This window comes from Candidatus Peribacteria bacterium, assembly GCA_023038255.1.
GTDB lineage: Bacteria > Patescibacteriota > Gracilibacteria > Peribacterales > Peribacteraceae > CALREJ01.
The window spans coordinates 159,633-174,987 of record CP082927.1 but is presented as its reverse complement, the minus strand read 5'-3'; the positions used below and the strand labels follow the sequence as shown (position 1 = coordinate 174,987).

The following is a 15,355-nucleotide window of genomic DNA, read 5'->3' as shown; positions in this document are numbered from 1 at the left end:
ATAAGGTTAAGAATAGGGTTTGGGTTAAGAATTGGAACGAAAATTACTCCCCTCTCCGGTGGCGTGCGGTTGGGGTTCGGAGAGGGGCTGGGGGTGAGGCACATAAGTCAAAGGACCAAGCGCATCATGCGTCTGGTCCTTGGAATCATTCCCCTACTTCCATGTGGGGCAGTTGACCCTCTCATTCCTTAAGGCTGTGCACCCTTGGGGAACTTCGAGTTAGTCAGGTTGGCTGCATCATCCGGTCCAGTGCCTGCAGCGCGCTGATTCTCGCGCTGAATGGCTTCATAGACCTCCTGTCGGTGGACCGGAATCTCCGTGGGGGCATTGATGCCAAGGCGCACTTTGTCGCCCCGGATGTCCACCACTGTGATCACGATGTTATCACCGATAATGATGCCTTCGTCGCGTTGCCTCGAGAGTACTAACATGTCACGGCCTCCTCAAAAGGAAAGGAACGATTCGATTGATTCCACTTTGGCAAAATACCAAAGAGGCCCGGATGCTAGAGGTACACCAAGGAAATGACAAGTCTATTTTACAAATTTCTGGGGACAAACGCCCCGTCTTTTCCGCCCTTTAAGCAGGAGTAACCGTCTGACCGTCTGCTGTGTCCTTCACGACAAATCCCCTCTCTAAAATTGCATCACGCAGACGATCTGATTCTGCAAAATTTTTCTCCGCGCGCGCCGTCTCACGGGCATCCAAAAGCTCCTGCACATCGGCAGAAATTTCTACCGCATTTTCCGAAGCATCGAAGCAGCCAAAGGTGTGACGGATAAAGGTGATGACCATATGCAAATCCGCGAGTGTATCTGCACAAAGATGTGCACTGTTTCTGTACCATGAGATCATCTCAAAAATTGCCGCGAGTGCGGCGGGTGTATTGAGATCGCTGTTCATTGCATCACGAAAATCACCATACAATTTTGCGAGCATTTCCTGATCATTTTCATGATGATCACAGTGATCATTTTCATCATCATTCATCGCACTTCTCTTCTCCACTTCCTGCATCACTTCCTCCATCCACGCGACAATCTTTTCGCGCGCTTTGCGACTGTCATCCATTCCTTTTTCCGTAAACTTCAAACGCGTACGGTAATGCACGGAAAGCAGGTAGTACCGCAGATCCATTGGATCGTAGCCTTGGGCAATGATGTCCGGAATAGTTAACACGTTGCCAAGACTCTTTGACATCTTTTCGTCGCCCATATCAATGCGGCGCTTGTGTAACCATGTGTGTACGAAGGGGAGATGTGTCACACATTCGCTCTGCGCGATTTCACATTCATGATGCGGGAAAATATTATCTTCGCCACCGGTGTGAATATCGATCGTGTTGCCCAGAAATTTTCTACTCATCGCACTGCACTCAATGTGCCAGCCCGGAAATCCTTCGCCCCACGGTGACGGCCACTTCAGCATGTGATGCGCATTCTCCCCCACTGTTTTTTTCCAGAGCGCGAAGTCTGCAGGATGCTTCTTTTTTTCATCGACTTTCACACGCGCACCGGCGTCAATATTGTCGAGTGTGTTGCCCGATAATTCTCCGTATTTCGGAAAGCTTGTGACATCGAAATACACACCATCTTCCGTCTCGTACGCATGCCCGTTTTTGAGGAGTGATTCAATCATCTCAATCATCTCCGAAATCGTCTCTGTCGCACGCGGGCGCGCTTCTGGTTCGAGCATGTTCAGCGCCTTTTCATCTGCCAAATATTGCTCCGTGTAGTGACGCGCAATTGCGAGCGGATCTGCCTTCTCTTCTCTCGCCTGCTTCTCGATTTTATCCTCGCCACTCTCCGCATCTGCAACCAGGTGTCCGACGTCCGTAATGTTCTTCACGTGATGCACCGTGTGTCCGCGCACCTCCAGCCATCTGCGCAGCAAATCCGCCATCAGGAAACTCGAGTAGTTGCCGATGTGCGGGCGTCCGTAGACCGTGGGACCGCACGTATACATCGTCACATCTTTTCCATTTTGCGGAACGAAATCCTCTTCGTGTTTGGTGAGGGAGTTATAGAGGCGGAGCGGGTTTGAGGAAGGCATGTTTGTAGTATGAATGGAGAATGAGGAATTGAGAATGGAGAATTGAAAAGGGTATTGGTGTATTGGTAATTGGTTATTGGTAATTGGTTATTGGTGTATTGGCTCCTGCAATGAGCGTTTCTGGTGCTTATAATCCTGTTTATTTACATATTTAGTAAATTATTGTATAATATTTATGTAAGGATGATCTTTCAAAACATACAGATACAAACAATGACCTGCGTTCTGTCCATAGCGGTGGATAGAAGATGCAGGGAAAAAGTGTCAGCCTAATGGAGAATTGGCCATGACAGTACTACTCCCCGCCCATCCGAATCGTTCACATGCTTCGCATCTTCCAGGATGTCAACGCCGTGAGCAGCAGTCGGAATTGCCCCCGCGAGGCCCCGCACGTTTGCCCGGTGAAGAGCGCCACATTCAACACGGTCGTGTTCATGTTGTGCTGAAAGGCATGTCATTCGCTTCGGCCGGTGGTCGACGCTGACATCGTCCGGCGTTTCTTTTTTTAGAAACGCCGGACCACTTTGAATGCAGATCATTGTTCGTAAAGATGCCGCTCGCAACTTCCAGAGGGAAGTTGGAGCGGCGGGATCAATTCAGGCGACAATCGCCATGCGACTGAGGCCAGGACGGCGCGAGATTTTTTTTCCTCACGCCATAGAGGTGTATCTGCTCCTGAATAATCAACTTGTAGTCATCGGGCTTCAGGCTGTCTGCATACGGGCCAAGACACGCGTTGATCATTGCAATAAGCAATCGATAATCCATGAGAGATCCTCCATGAAGAGACCCATTCCACTGATACCAATGACCCCATGTCACTGGCCGGGAACTGGGGGGATGATAAGAATATTTAACAGCCTGTCCAGTGTTTTAAGTCTTTTTAGAGCCATTTTTCAAGAAATATTGACAACACCATAACCCGGCGTAGCATCGCCGCAATGACTCACCGCTTCGCCATCATCGTCATTTGCAAGGATACCTGCGATTGCGGGGGCCTTGAGTGATGCGCGGACGCTGTAAACCGCACTTCAAAAAGCCCCCCTCCACAAGACCGGGGCTTTTTTTGAGCCAACTTGATCCTTTCACACCATCACTCAGCAGTAACCGATCCGCATTCATGCCATAACCGATAGCTGGAACTATCGGGCATGCGTGCAGAGTCAGAAAGGAGGGTCAACATGCATGAACGTATAAAAGTAAAAGACATGCGTGGTGGCGTTCGAGGCACATCCATTCCCATCGTAAGGAAGTGATTTCTGACAAAGGGCTCCAGATCAAAAAGGATGATCTGGAGCCCATCCTTTGAATGCGGATCAGTCTCTGTTGATCATTGAAATCACCGTTTGAGTAAAAACCGACCTGCTTTTCGTAGGGTGTGCACGGAGCACACCCATAGTGAAAAGTAGTTCCGTCAACGCAAAGGAAAAATGCGCTATGTGTGAAAATCCGAACAACGAACATGGATTCGATCCAAACGTGCCCGAACCCACAACTCCACAAGTTCCGAAAGGACCACCGAAATCGGACGCCAATGATGACCAAGATACGACTGGCTTTGGAGAATAAGGAGCAATGCGCATGGATGCGCTGACGGTCTTTCCGGAATCCCATCATTGGGGTTCCGGAAAATTTTGAAGAAAGCAGATCGGTTTTTGTTCCTCCCCTTTTTTGTATGCAGAACCGTCTTCAGGAATTCTTCCCGGATGTAAGTGACCCTCAATGTTGTGCTGTCGTGGTGATGGCGCAGACCGTTGTGTCGGATGGAGGATCTCTCCCCTACTACGAACCCGCGATTCACATTGCAGAATCCCGCGCAGACTGCCGCAGGCTTGTTGCTGATGCACTGGCAGGCGGATATCTGCTCCGGGTGGTAACGGATCTGACACTATGGGATGCACGAAAGCTTTCGGAGAGAATAGACATGGATCTGGGGGACCAACACATCTATACGGCACAAAGCGGCATAGCCAGAAACCTGCGTTCTTTGCCTGTATTCAGCCAAAAAACCTGAATTGTCAGATTCTCTTTGCACCGTCCGAAAAAGGACTAAAATGCCCGCAATCTTGTAACGGTACGGAGAAGGTTGGTCCTTCAAAACATCAGAGAATAGAAAATGATGTGCTCTCTGCGTTTTACGTATGGTCATGGAGACTCTACCCGCGGAAGCACATTTGGGTTGAAAGGGAAGTGATGAATCAACGACGTGGTTTGGCACTGGCTGCAAGCGCGGCATTCGCGGAAAAGAAACATCGTTCACCCGCCACCGGCACGGAATTTCAGAAGTTTCTGAAAAAGTTCCAGCCGGGACAGACAGAGCAGACGGAAAACAATACTCCTGAAAGCTCTGCTCCGCCGAAGGGTAAAACGAGGAAGTCTGCAAAGACTACGCGAACCCGCAAAGGCCGCCGCCAAACAGCAATCATTGGTCGCTAGTCCCTCCCGCATTTAGGCATCTCGTTGATGCCTCCCACCCAATTTTTCCGGAGAGCGCTGTATCTACTTACAGTGCTCTCCGGATCCTCTTGTAGAAAGCACATCAGTTTCTATTTAAAAAAAACCGTCTGGAGGAAAACTCCTCAAGACGGTGTCGACACAGTATGCGCGCTGGGCTCTGGCTCTAGGCCATTTTTAGAGCAGTTCGGACTTGATCCTGTGTCAGTCCTTCCCGAACGACTGCTCGTGCAACGGGCCGTGATGCGCCTTCCGGATAGATTGTCACTTCGATGTCTCCACCCTTCAAGACAGCATCGACAAGATGATTGTCCCACACGCCTTTGCCTTTGGGACAATCCACTCTGACATTATTCATGTTCAGAATGATCTTGCTGGTGGCAACGACTTCGATAGTGAGTCCATCTTCGACGTACGGCTCGCGGCGTTGTACAAGAACAGTGCGCTTCTCTGTGATCATGGTGCGATTCCTTTTTTCTATGCACCTTTGCTCTTCTGCGTCCGTATGCCTCTGCATATGTTCCACCGCTGAAAAGCCGCGGCATTATCTGCGGCTACCACAAATTGTCAATCATTCTTAGCATATCTACACCGGTATTTCGCTTTGAGGGGCAATCTGCTAGCCTTTGGCGTGATCCTTTTCCCCCGCACTCATGCTGCAATACACTGACATCGAATCCCTCCTTGGAGACAAGAAAAGCCTCCTCACCCATGTGTCCACGACATTTGCCAAAGAGAAACTCCACATCCCGAGCATGCAGACCGTGCAGGAAGTGTTTGAAATCTCTGACCGCCCGAATAAGGTCATCAACAATCTCCTCGCGTTATACGGCCACGGAAGGCTGGCAAACACAGGATATTTGAGCATCCTGCCCGTCGACCAGGGCATTGAGCATGCGGGGGGTGCGAGTTTTGCGAAGAACCCGGATTATTTTGATCCGGAGAATCTTGTGAAGCTGGCAATCGATGGAGGCTGCAACGCGTTTGCATCCACGCTCGGCGGCATGGGAATCATTGCGAAGAAATACGCAGACAAGATTCCGTTTATCGTCAAAATCAACCACAACGAACTCCTCACCTACCCGAACATCGCCAACCAGGTGATGTTTGCCGACGTGCAGCAGGCAAAAGACATGGGTGCACTCGGCGTTGGTGCGACGATCTACTTTGGCTCCCCGGAATCCGGACGCCAGATTGTGGAGGTGTCGAAGGCCTTCGCGGAGGCCCACAGACTCGGTATGTTTACGGTGCTGTGGTGCTACCTCCGAAACTCCGCCTTTAAAAAAGACGGTGTGGACTATCACCTCGCAGCGGATTTGACCGGACAAGCCAATCACTTGGGCGTCACGATTGAAGCAGACATCATCAAGCAGAAGTTGCCGGAAACAAACGGCGGTTACACAGTGCTCAATCAGGAAAGCAGCTACGGCAAAACCGACAAGCGCATTTACGAAAACCTCACGACAGATAATCCGATTGATCTCACCCGTTACCAGGTGGCGAACTGTTACATGGGACGCATCGGCCTGATCAACTCCGGTGGAGCCTCCGGCGAGAACGATCTGCAGCAGGCAGTGATGACCGCAGTTATCAACAAGCGCGCAGGTGGAGCTGGTCTCATCTCCGGCCGCAAAGCATTCCAGAAGCCGATGGATCAGGGAATTGAGATTCTGAATGCCATTCAGGATGTGTATCTCTGTCCAGAGGTCACGGTCGCCTAATCATGAAACTTCTCCATATCCGCAGCCGCAAAGCGTGTGATGTCATCATGCGCAAAGGCTCTGTGTGGAAAGGAAAAACGATGATTGTGCGCTGGTTACCGGGAGCGCCGAAGAAAGAAGGTCCCCAGCCTGCCGGGTTGTATCTGGGGACATACGCATCCGCGAAGCTGGATAAATCTGCCGTGAAGCGCAACCGCATGCGCAGACGGTGCCGCGAAGCGTTTCGCAGGCTCGTGAAAAATCAGGACGATCTGGTGACCGCACAGTTGTTGGTTACGCCAAAAATCGGTACGCTGGTGACTCCTTTTGAACAGATAGAATCCGACGTTCGGACATTCCTTTCCGCAACCAACACATGGCAGAATCCAAAAAGCGTTCCTCCCGCCTCCTCGACTTCGCGATAGCATTTGCTCTCGTGTACGCCATTGTGCAGCTGGTGATGTACCAGTTCTTTCCTGCAAACAAAGAAGGTGCTCCAACGGGCGTGCAATTGCAGGCATCGAACGTCCGCTTGGGTGCAGGTGGCGTGATTGTCACAATCAAAAACGATACCGATCAGACTTTCACACTCCCCTCCCGCTGTCCGCAGCTCCCGTTTGATGTCTTCACAGTATCCGGCGACACAGGAAACAGTACGACGACACCTGTAAGTGCGAGTGGTACCGCAATCCCCTGCGCAGATATTCCGGTTGTGGAGCCTATTGCTCCGGGCGACTCAGCAAAAGTGGATCTGAATCCGTGGAAATATTCCGCATTCTCAAAAACAGGTATCTATGAAATCAGACTCCCGGAGGGCTCCATGCTTGGAGATGCAGAGATGACGAATGGTTCTGGCAGTGCGATTATGGCTCGTTTCTCCGTGAATGAACCGAACATGTTCATCAAACTCTTCCGCTCGCTCATCACAAAGCCATTCCTGAATTTCCTCATCCTGACGGCGTCTGTTATTCCAGGGCATAACCTGGGGCTCGGCATTATTATCCTGACACTCATTGTGAAACTCCTGCTCTTTATCCCCACGCAGCATGCACTGGAAGGTCAGAAGAAAATGCAGCTCCTGCAGCCGAAACTGGAGGCCGTGAAGAAGCAGTACAAAGACAACCCCGAACAGATGCAGAAGGAAACCATGCGCCTCTGGAAAGAGCACGGCGTGAATCCCCTGCAGTCCTGCCTGCCGATTCTGGTGCAGTTTCCGGTCCTGATCGGTCTCTTCTATGTGATCCGTGATGGATCGAACCTTGCACTCTCCAAAGACCTCATTTACCCGGTGTACCAACACCTGGACTGGAACTTCAGCACGAACTTCCTGGGACTCGATCTCACCCAGCCGCACATGTGGATCTTCCCGCCATTGCTGGTGGTACTGCAGTTCCTGCAGATGTGGCTGAGCTTCAAAATTGCAGACAAGAAAAAGGCGAAGCAGATTGAGAAAGCCGAAGCGGCGACCGGTATGGAACTCCAGCAAAAGGTTATGCTCTACGCATTGCCACTGATGATCGGATACTTTGCCCTGCAATTCCCATCCGCCGTGTCGCTCTATTGGGGTATTTCGACCCTGTTTGCAATTGGTCAGCAGATCATTGTGAACCGCGAGCACATCAAGGCGTAAGCGGTTTCCTTGGACTCTTTCGGAACATCTTAGTATCCTGCGTCCCAACATGGCTTCCCTGACACCAGAACAGGTCCGGCATATCGCAAAACTCGCACGGCTCCAGCTGACAGACAGCGAAGCTGAGCGGTACACAGGCGAGCTCACGAAGATTATTGGCTATATCGATCTCCTGAGCGAAGTCGATACCACAGGCGTCGAGCCTACGGAGCAGGTAACAGGACTCACAAACAGCCTCCGACCTGACACCATCACGGAACAGATCGCCACGCCTGATGCATTACTTGCAACAAGTCCTCTGCCAATTGTCGATCATCAAATCGAAACTCCTTCTGCCCACGGATAATCTTTCTACGGTGATCCCATAACCCATAACCGATAACTCATAACCCGTCGATGTTAAACGCCCTCACCATCACCGAAGCTCATAAGAAGCTAGCCTCCAAAGAGATCAGCGCGGAGGACATCGTGAAGGACTCCATTGCACGCATTGAGGCAGTCGATGAAAAGATCAACGCAGTGGTATACCGGAATTTCGAGAGAGCCCTTGATGAAGCCAAAAAAGTGGATGCAAGCGGCGACTTTTCGCATCCCCTCTCGGGTATTCCCTATCTGGCGAAAGATGTGTACTGCGAAGAGGGTGTTCCAACCACGGCTTGCAGCAACGTGCTGCGGAATAAGACGTACACTCCCCCCTTCGACTCCACCACCACCAAGCGCCTGAAGGCCGTCGGTGCCATCAGTCTGGGAAAAGTGAATACCGATGAGTTCACCATGGGAGCCTCCACGGAGACCTCCTGCTACGGTGTGACCAGAAACCCATTCGATACATCACGCGTTGCCGGTGGATCGTCCGGCGGATCAGCAGCTGCGGTGAGTGCGGATGAATGTATCTTTGCACTGGGAACAGACACAGGAGGATCGATCCGTCAGCCTGCGGGATACTGCGGTATCGCAGGTATTCGCACGACCTACGGCCGCACCAGCCGCTTTGGCGTGATGAGCATGGCGAGCTCACTGGATACAATCGGCCCGATGGCCAAGAGCGTGGAGGATCTCGCGATCATTCTGCAGGCGATTGCCGGCAAAGATCCGATGGATGGCACAACAGGCGATGTGGCGGTCCCCGACTACCGTGCCGCGCTCACAGGCGATGTGAAAGGCATGAAGATCGGACTCCCCCGCGAATACTTTGCGGACGGTATTGATCCGGAAGTGGAAAAGGCTGTGCGCGAGGCGGCAAAGCAGTATGAATCGATGGGCGCAGAGATTGTCGACATCAGCCTCCCCTACACCAAGTACGCTGTTGCTACCTACTACGTGATTACCCCGTGCGAAGTGAGCTCCAATATGGCCCGCTACGACGGCATCCGGTACGGACATACTACTGACAACCCTGCATCCCTGATTGATTACTACGAGAAGACCCGCAGCGAAGGATTTGGAGCCGAGGTGAAGCGTCGCATCATGATCGGCACCTACGCGCTCTCTGCAGGCTATTTTGACGCGTATTACCGCCAGGCACAGAAAGTCCGCACGCTCATCAAGCAGGACTTCGCGGAGGCCTTCAAGAAGGTGGATGTCATCCTCTCACCTGTCTCCCCCACTCCTGCCTTCGCCGTCGGCGCCCATGCGAACGATCCCGTGGCAATGTACCTGGAAGACATATACCTCTGCGCCCAGCCGATGGCAGGAATCCCCTGTCTCTCCGTTCCGTGCGGCTTCAGCTCAAACAATCTCCCGATCGGTCTCCAGCTGATGGGTCCGCACTGGGGAGAAGCGACGATCCTGAAAGTGGCGGATGCGTATGAGAAAGCGACGGAGTGGCACACAAGGAAGCCTGTTTTATAAGATGAGACCCTGAGTGTGGAAGACGGGAAAGCTGGATTAAACAAAGCCTGAAGCCTTCTTGGAGGACTTAATTCTAATTTTCTTGGCATTTCTATAATTTTCATTATTATGCCCGCGCCCCTATTTCCCGTCCCTTTCTCACATTATGGCGTACTCCCTCCTCCGCCGCTTGTATCTCTTCTCAGATACCTACGGCCGCAGCAAGAACCCGTTTTTGCAGGATGACGCCGACGCACTCATTTCCACGGACTTCCGCAGCACTCCGCTCGAAACAGTCCGCCGTGAGTTCGACATTTACGGACGCGAAAGCATTGTGGAGCACATTCTCCGCATGACCCTCAGCCTTAACGAGAAAACCAAGAACTCTCCGTATCTGCCGCAGGCTGTGAAAGACGAATTCGCACAGACCACGACCGGTATTTTCATCAACTCCGCCCCCCGCCTCACCCGCGAGAACGGTAGCCCCTTCTACCTGGCGACGGTTGATAACATCCGCATCGTGACCACCAGCCTCACCTGCCTCTCGACCATCAAGGATAAAATTCAGAGCCTGAGCCACCTCGATAACGACAAGAACATTGTCTACGGAAACACTGAACAGTTCCGCTCCAGCTACACGCCGTTCCTGCTCCACCCGGATCACGGAATCGATATGGTGGAGGACTCCATCGATATCATCCCTGACTACCCGGAGGACAAGTGGGAACTCGCGTACGTCGACCGTTTCGGAAACATGGTGACCTACACGAAGGATGTCGAGAAGAAGTGGAAGGAAATCACCTCCCGTGCCGATGCCAATAACACCCTGAAGCTGATTGTTGGAAACGTCAGCCAGACTGTCTTCCTCGGAACCAGCCTGAAAGACGCAGATCCAGGAGCACTCGTGGTCTACAAGAACCATGACATCGATATCCTCCGCAAGTGGATGGCAGACGAAGACAGCTACACACGTCTGTACCGCAGCAGCTACCTGCAATTCAGCAAGCCGGATGTCGGTGCAACGATTAAGATTGCAGACTAATCCTCCTCTTTGATTCCAGAAAAGAGCTCCTGAAACGGGGCTCTTTTTATGTGTCCTCTTCAGCTCCGCTCAGAGTGACACAAGAGATGCGGTATATGCGGGAATATCCAAAGCCTTCCGTGCAACGCCGCTCTCCATGGAGGCCTGTGCGACAGCGGGCGATAAGACGCTAAGGAGGCGCGGATCGAAGGGCTTTGGCAGAATGTACTCAGAACCAAAGCTCAGGCTCTGGAGGCCGTAGGTTGCGAGAACAGAAGCCGGCACCTCCTCACGGACCAGTCCTGCAAGTGCATGGGCAGCAGCAACCTTCATTGCCTCGTTAATGGCCGTGGCACGCGTATCGAGGGCTCCACGGAAGAGGAAGGGGAAACAGAGGACGTTATTGATCTGATTCGGGTTATCACTCCGTCCGGTGGCCATAATCACATCCGGGCGCGCAGCCTTGGCAGTGTGATAGGGGATTTCAGGATCGGGATTCGCGAGCGCAAAGACAATCGGCTTCTCCGCCATACTGAGGAGCATGTCTTCTGTTAGTGCGCCTGCTTTTGAGACGCCGATAAAGACATCCGTGCCTTTCAGTGCATCGGCGAGACTGCGGGCACCTGTTTGACGGGCAAACGGTGCTTTGTATTCGTTGATGCCCTCCTGGCGGCCTTCATAAATCACGCCCTGTGAATCACAGAGTGTAATGCGATCCTTCGGGGAGCCCAGCGCCAAGAGCATTTCTGCAATCGCGATGCCGGCGGCACCGGCTCCATTAATGACAATGGAGGTCTCCTGGATGCTCCGGTTGGTCAGGTGGAGGGCATTGAGGAGGCCGGCACTGGCTACGACGGCGGTCCCGTGCTGGTCGTCGTGAAAGACAGGGATGTTCATCCGCTTTTTCAATTCACGTTCAATGATGAAGCACTCCGGTGCCTTGATGTCCTCCAGGTTGATGCCTCCAAAACTCGGCTCCAGTAATTCGACTGCATTGATAAATGCCTGCGGATCTTCGGTCTTCAGCTCAAGATCGATGCTATCAATGCCGGAAAAGCGCTTGAAGAGTACAGCCTTGCCCTCCATGACGGGCTTCGATGCGAGGGCTCCCAGATTGCCGAGGCCAAGAATCGCAGTACCGTTGCTGATAACAGCGACAAGATTGCCTTTGGCGGTATATTCATACGCAGCATCTGGATCGGCCGCTATCTCGCGACAAGGCTGCGCGACTCCGGGGCTGTAGGCGAGTGATAAATCACGCTGAGTGAGGAGTGGCTTCGTTGCGACAATCTCCAATTTTCCGGGCTTTCCAGTCTTATGAAACACCAATGAATCCTGATAAACGTCAGACATACAAAGAAAGTAAGAAACCTAAAATACCTAAAGAATCTAATGACCTTTATTTACGTCGCCACCCAAAGAGGCGACGCTTCTTGGTGGAGGACACCGTGGCGGGCTCCTTCGCGTCTGTGGTGGAGACATCAACAGGCTGCTCAATAGGGGATTCTGCTGGCGGGGGACCCAGACGCTGCTGCAGAGAGCCCATCAGGATATTTCCTTCGCGCAGACGGTCGTTCAGAGCGTGGATGACTTCCCACTGCTTCTCAATCTGCTGGTTTTTGAGCGAGAGCTCGTTCTGGAGAATATCGAGAATATTTGCACCCACCTGTGGTGCCGACTTTTTGTCTTGCACTGGGGCTGAACTGAAATGCTTGGTGATGATGTCTTCGCGCACCTTCCAGGTGAAGTTTTCCCCTTTTTTCTTGAAGGCAGCTACTTTCTTTGCATCTGGTTCAATGCCTTCACGATCAACGTGATTCTCTGTTTCCGTAATCGTGCGGATGAGACGGCGAATGGTGGATGCAGAGCGGCCCGTCTTCTCTGTCGCTTCTGCAATTGTGATGAAAGGGGTATCCATGGAGGGCACCATAGTACAAATGGAGGACTTCGTGAAGGAGTCTCTGGAGGACATGTATTGACCGCTTTATGAAAAAGGCGAATAGTATTTTTGTTGCAGGCTTTTCTGCACCATGAATAAACCGATCATTCAAAAGGAGAAACATCGTGGACGCTGCGGAACTGCGGGAATTCGATCTGGAAATGGAAAATAATGTCACAGTCCTTACCTTTCGCTCAAAGCAAATTCTGGATTCAGTATTAATTGGCCGGATCAAAACAGAGTTGTTGGGCTTGATTCAAGACGGCATCAAAATTGTGCTGGATTATAAGGGGGTCACCTATCAATCCAGCGAGATGCTCCAAGGTCTTATCCGAACAGATACTGCAATCAAGAAAGCAAAAGGCAAATGGAGGTTCTGCAACATGCATCCCGATATTTACGAAGTGCTGGCCGTTACCCGTCTTAACAAGCTCTTCGATATTAAGGCTACACGATACGACGCTCTGTTAGACTTCTGACTTACTGTTCTCTCCTGATCATTATTCTAGCCGATCTCATTTTTGGGATCGGCGATTTTTGATTGAAAAAGAAAAGATTCACAGAAAAAGTCTGCAAACAAAAGTTTGATGACTCATTGTGCCTGCTTACTGCTTTGCAGCCGCCAGTGCCTGCGCCTCCGCAGCCTCCATACCGGCCTTGATACGCATGGTAGCGATGATGCCCGCGCGCTCGGATTCATCCAGACGCATTTTGATGTACTTCACGGTCTGCTTCATGTCGGGAATGATCTTGTGCTCCAGTCCGTTCACACGGCGGCGGGTGGTCTCCAGTTCGATGGCCATGTTTTCCGCCTGCTTTTCAATCTGCGCGAGTTCAATGAGCAGCGCGAAGACGGAGTCGAACGAATCGATAGCAGTATCCAGCAGGGTATTGGTATGAGCGTATCCGTAGTTGCGGACGATTCCTTCTTTTTTCAGTTTGAAGAAGGGAATCTTCACACCCATCACGCTCTTGGTCTCCACATCCAGTTCTATGGTCGCCTGAGGGCTGCTGAGAGCGTTTTCGACCTCGGCATCGGATAACCAGGCTGAGGCCATCAAAAAGCTCATGAAGGCGTCTCCCAGTTCGTTTTCCACGCGCGTGCGCAGGTCCTTGGCCGTGCGGATGATCAGCAGGAACTGCTGCATGAGTCCGTCCTGCTTGTCTTTCAGCAGTTTGTGGCCGCGTTCAGCGGACTTCGTGGACCGTTTAAGGTCCATGAGTGCCATGCGCGTTGGGTTGACCTGGAGGATAGCCATGTGAGGTCGAGGTTAGGGGTTCGGATTATTATTCGGCGGACTTCAGATACTTCTCGATGTGTGCGCCCTTCACACGCTTGAGTTCGGACTTCGGCACAAGTGCGAGCAGTTTCCAGCCGATGTTCAGAGAATCGAAGATGGAACGGTTCTCGTGTTCGCCCTGCGCGATAAATTCTTTTTCGAAGGCTGTGGCAAATGTCAGGTACGCCTTGTCTGTATCATTCAAAGACGATTCACCGAGAATAACCGCGAGTTCGCGGACTTCGACACCGCGTGCGTAGCAGGCAGTGAGCTGAGCATCCATGCCGGAGTGATCTTCGCGTGTTCTGTCGCCCTGCGCCTTTCCTTTCAGACGGGAGAGGGAACCCATCGGGATGACGGATGGATACATTCCTTTCTGGTTGAGACCGCGATCCAGACGGATCTGACCTTCGGTAATATATCCGGTAAGGTCGGGGATCGGGTGGGTCACGTCATCTTCCGGCATCGTGAGGATCGGAATCTGGGTGATGGAACCCTTGCGTCCGCGGATGCGTCCTGCGCGCTCGTAAATGGTGGCAAGGTCGGTGTACATGTATCCAGGGTAACCGCGGCGTCCCGGCACTTCTTTGCGTGCAGCGGAGACTTCACGGAGGGCTTCACAGTAGTTGGTCATGTCGGTGAGGATCACGGTGACGTGGTAGTCCTTTTCGTAAGCGAGGTATTCCGCAACAGTCAGGGCCAGACGCGGTGTGGCAATACGTTCAACCACAGGGTCTCCAGCGGTGTTCAGGAAGAGCACAGCGCGGCTGAGGGCTCCTGTCTTTTCAAATTCCTGCTGGAAGAAGCGCGCCTCTTCGAACGTGACACCCATGGCAGCAAAGACGACAGCAAACTTTCCTTCTTCCTCTTCACCCATTTCCGCGCCCTGTGTATCCACTTCTTTCTGGGTGAGCACACGTGCCTGGCGGGCAATCTGTGCAGCAAGCTTGGAGTGTGGCAGACCGGCACCGGAGAAGATCGGAAGCTTCTGTCCGCGCACAAGCGTGTTGAGCACGTCGATGGTGGAAATTCCTGTCTGGATAAAGTCATCCGGGAATTCGCGGGAAGCAGGGTTGATCGGGTAACCGTTGATATCAATGCGCTTTTCCGGAAGCACAGCAGGTCCTCCATCAATCGGGTTTCCTGATCCGTTGAAAATGCGTCCAAGCATGTCTTCTGACACACCGAACTGGAACGTGCGTCCGAGGAAGCGGACAGTCGTGTCTTCCGTCTGCAGGCCCTGTGTCGCTTCGAAGAGCTGCACAACAGCCAGACCCTTGCGGGACTCGAGCACTTTACCAAGGCGCTTTTCGCCGTTCACGAGGGTGACTTCGCAGAGCTCATCGTAGGCGATGCCGTCGATGCCTTCCACCATCAGGAGGGGGCCGGCAACGCTCTTAACGGTCTTGTAAGCGGAGAGTGACATGGGATTGCGGGGGAGTTGTAGGA

General features: G+C 52.3%; 17 protein-coding genes. 9 read left to right on the top strand and 8 right to left on the bottom strand.

Features of this window, described 5'->3' with window-relative positions; genetic code table 11:
* Window positions 1–188: 188 nt before the first annotated feature.
* From csrA to K8942_00800, 3 genes are all read right to left on the bottom strand, one after another.
* On the bottom strand, window positions 189–431 hold the full coding sequence (gene csrA, locus K8942_00810) for a carbon storage regulator CsrA (protein UPA22738.1): 243 nt from the start codon (window positions 429–431) through the stop codon (window positions 189–191).
* A gap of 148 nt (window positions 432–579) precedes the next feature.
* Window positions 580–2,052 (bottom strand): cysteine--tRNA ligase, encoded by a 1,473-nt coding sequence (gene cysS, locus K8942_00805; protein ID UPA22737.1) that lies wholly within the window; start codon window positions 2,050–2,052, stop codon window positions 580–582.
* A 591-nt stretch (window positions 2,053–2,643) separates the two neighbouring features.
* Window positions 2,644–2,796, bottom strand: coding sequence for a hypothetical protein (locus tag K8942_00800; protein UPA22736.1), 153 nt, complete (start codon window positions 2,794–2,796; stop codon window positions 2,644–2,646).
* A 931-nt stretch (window positions 2,797–3,727) separates the two neighbouring features.
* Between K8942_00800 and K8942_00795 the strand changes: the two genes are divergently transcribed.
* Both K8942_00795 and K8942_00790 read left to right on the top strand, forming a co-directional pair.
* Window positions 3,728–4,066: a hypothetical protein gene (locus tag K8942_00795; GenBank protein UPA22735.1), complete on the top strand. Its 339-nt coding sequence runs from the start codon at window positions 3,728–3,730 to the stop codon at window positions 4,064–4,066.
* A 179-nt stretch (window positions 4,067–4,245) separates the two neighbouring features.
* Complete coding sequence (locus K8942_00790; protein ID UPA22734.1) at window positions 4,246–4,488, top strand: hypothetical protein; 243 nt, start codon at window positions 4,246–4,248, stop codon at window positions 4,486–4,488.
* A gap of 184 nt (window positions 4,489–4,672) precedes the next feature.
* On the opposite strand, the gene K8942_00785 is transcribed toward K8942_00790, so the two are convergent.
* Window positions 4,673–4,966, bottom strand: coding sequence for a hypothetical protein (locus tag K8942_00785; protein UPA22733.1), 294 nt, complete (start codon window positions 4,964–4,966; stop codon window positions 4,673–4,675).
* Window positions 4,967–5,159: 193 nt separating this feature from the next.
* On the opposite strand from K8942_00785, the gene K8942_00780 reads away from it, so the two are divergent.
* The 6 genes from K8942_00780 (at window position 5,160) to K8942_00755 (ending at window position 10,708) form a co-directional block, all read left to right on the top strand.
* A complete protein-coding gene (locus K8942_00780; protein ID UPA22732.1) occupies window positions 5,160–6,227 on the top strand; it encodes a class I fructose-bisphosphate aldolase in 1,068 nt (355 codons plus the stop codon).
* Between the two features lie 2 nt (window positions 6,228–6,229).
* Window positions 6,230–6,631, top strand: coding sequence for a ribonuclease P protein component (locus K8942_00775; GenBank protein UPA22731.1), 402 nt, complete (start codon window positions 6,230–6,232; stop codon window positions 6,629–6,631).
* On the top strand, window positions 6,583–7,836 hold the full coding sequence (locus tag K8942_00770; protein UPA22730.1) for a YidC/Oxa1 family membrane protein insertase: 1,254 nt from the start codon (window positions 6,583–6,585) through the stop codon (window positions 7,834–7,836). The genes K8942_00775 and K8942_00770 overlap by 49 nt, the downstream gene beginning before the upstream one ends.
* Window positions 7,837–7,885: 49 nt before the next feature.
* Window positions 7,886–8,182 carry an Asp-tRNA(Asn)/Glu-tRNA(Gln) amidotransferase subunit GatC gene (gene gatC, locus K8942_00765; GenBank protein ID UPA22729.1) on the top strand — a complete coding sequence of 99 codons (297 nt, stop codon included), beginning with the start codon at window positions 7,886–7,888 and terminating at the stop codon, window positions 8,180–8,182.
* 50 nt (window positions 8,183–8,232) lie between these two features.
* Window positions 8,233–9,687 carry an Asp-tRNA(Asn)/Glu-tRNA(Gln) amidotransferase subunit GatA gene (gene gatA, locus K8942_00760; protein ID UPA22728.1) on the top strand — a complete coding sequence of 485 codons (1,455 nt, stop codon included), beginning with the start codon at window positions 8,233–8,235 and terminating at the stop codon, window positions 9,685–9,687.
* Between the two features lie 145 nt (window positions 9,688–9,832).
* On the top strand, window positions 9,833–10,708 hold the full coding sequence (locus K8942_00755; protein ID UPA22727.1) for a hypothetical protein: 876 nt from the start codon (window positions 9,833–9,835) through the stop codon (window positions 10,706–10,708).
* Window positions 10,709–10,777: 69 nt separating this feature from the next.
* On the opposite strand, the gene K8942_00750 is transcribed toward K8942_00755, so the two are convergent.
* Window positions 10,778–12,040: a hypothetical protein gene (locus tag K8942_00750; GenBank protein ID UPA22726.1), complete on the bottom strand. Its 1,263-nt coding sequence runs from the start codon at window positions 12,038–12,040 to the stop codon at window positions 10,778–10,780.
* Between the two features lie 46 nt (window positions 12,041–12,086).
* The gene (locus tag K8942_00745; protein UPA22725.1) at window positions 12,087–12,605 is read right to left on the bottom strand and encodes a hypothetical protein; all 519 of its coding nucleotides are present in this window, start codon (window positions 12,603–12,605) and stop codon (window positions 12,087–12,089) included.
* A 182-nt stretch (window positions 12,606–12,787) separates the two neighbouring features.
* Here K8942_00745 and K8942_00740 point away from each other — a divergent pair, with 182 nt between their 5' ends.
* A complete protein-coding gene (locus K8942_00740) occupies window positions 12,788–13,105 on the top strand; it encodes an STAS domain-containing protein (protein ID UPA23136.1) in 318 nt (105 codons plus the stop codon).
* Window positions 13,106–13,231: 126 nt separating this feature from the next.
* On the opposite strand, the gene K8942_00735 is transcribed toward K8942_00740, so the two are convergent.
* A complete protein-coding gene (locus K8942_00735; protein UPA22724.1) occupies window positions 13,232–13,885 on the bottom strand; it encodes a V-type ATP synthase subunit D in 654 nt (217 codons plus the stop codon).
* Between the two features lie 28 nt (window positions 13,886–13,913).
* Complete coding sequence (locus tag K8942_00730) at window positions 13,914–15,332, bottom strand: V-type ATP synthase subunit B (protein ID UPA22723.1); 1,419 nt, start codon at window positions 15,330–15,332, stop codon at window positions 13,914–13,916.
* Window positions 15,333–15,355: the final 23 nt, after the last annotated feature.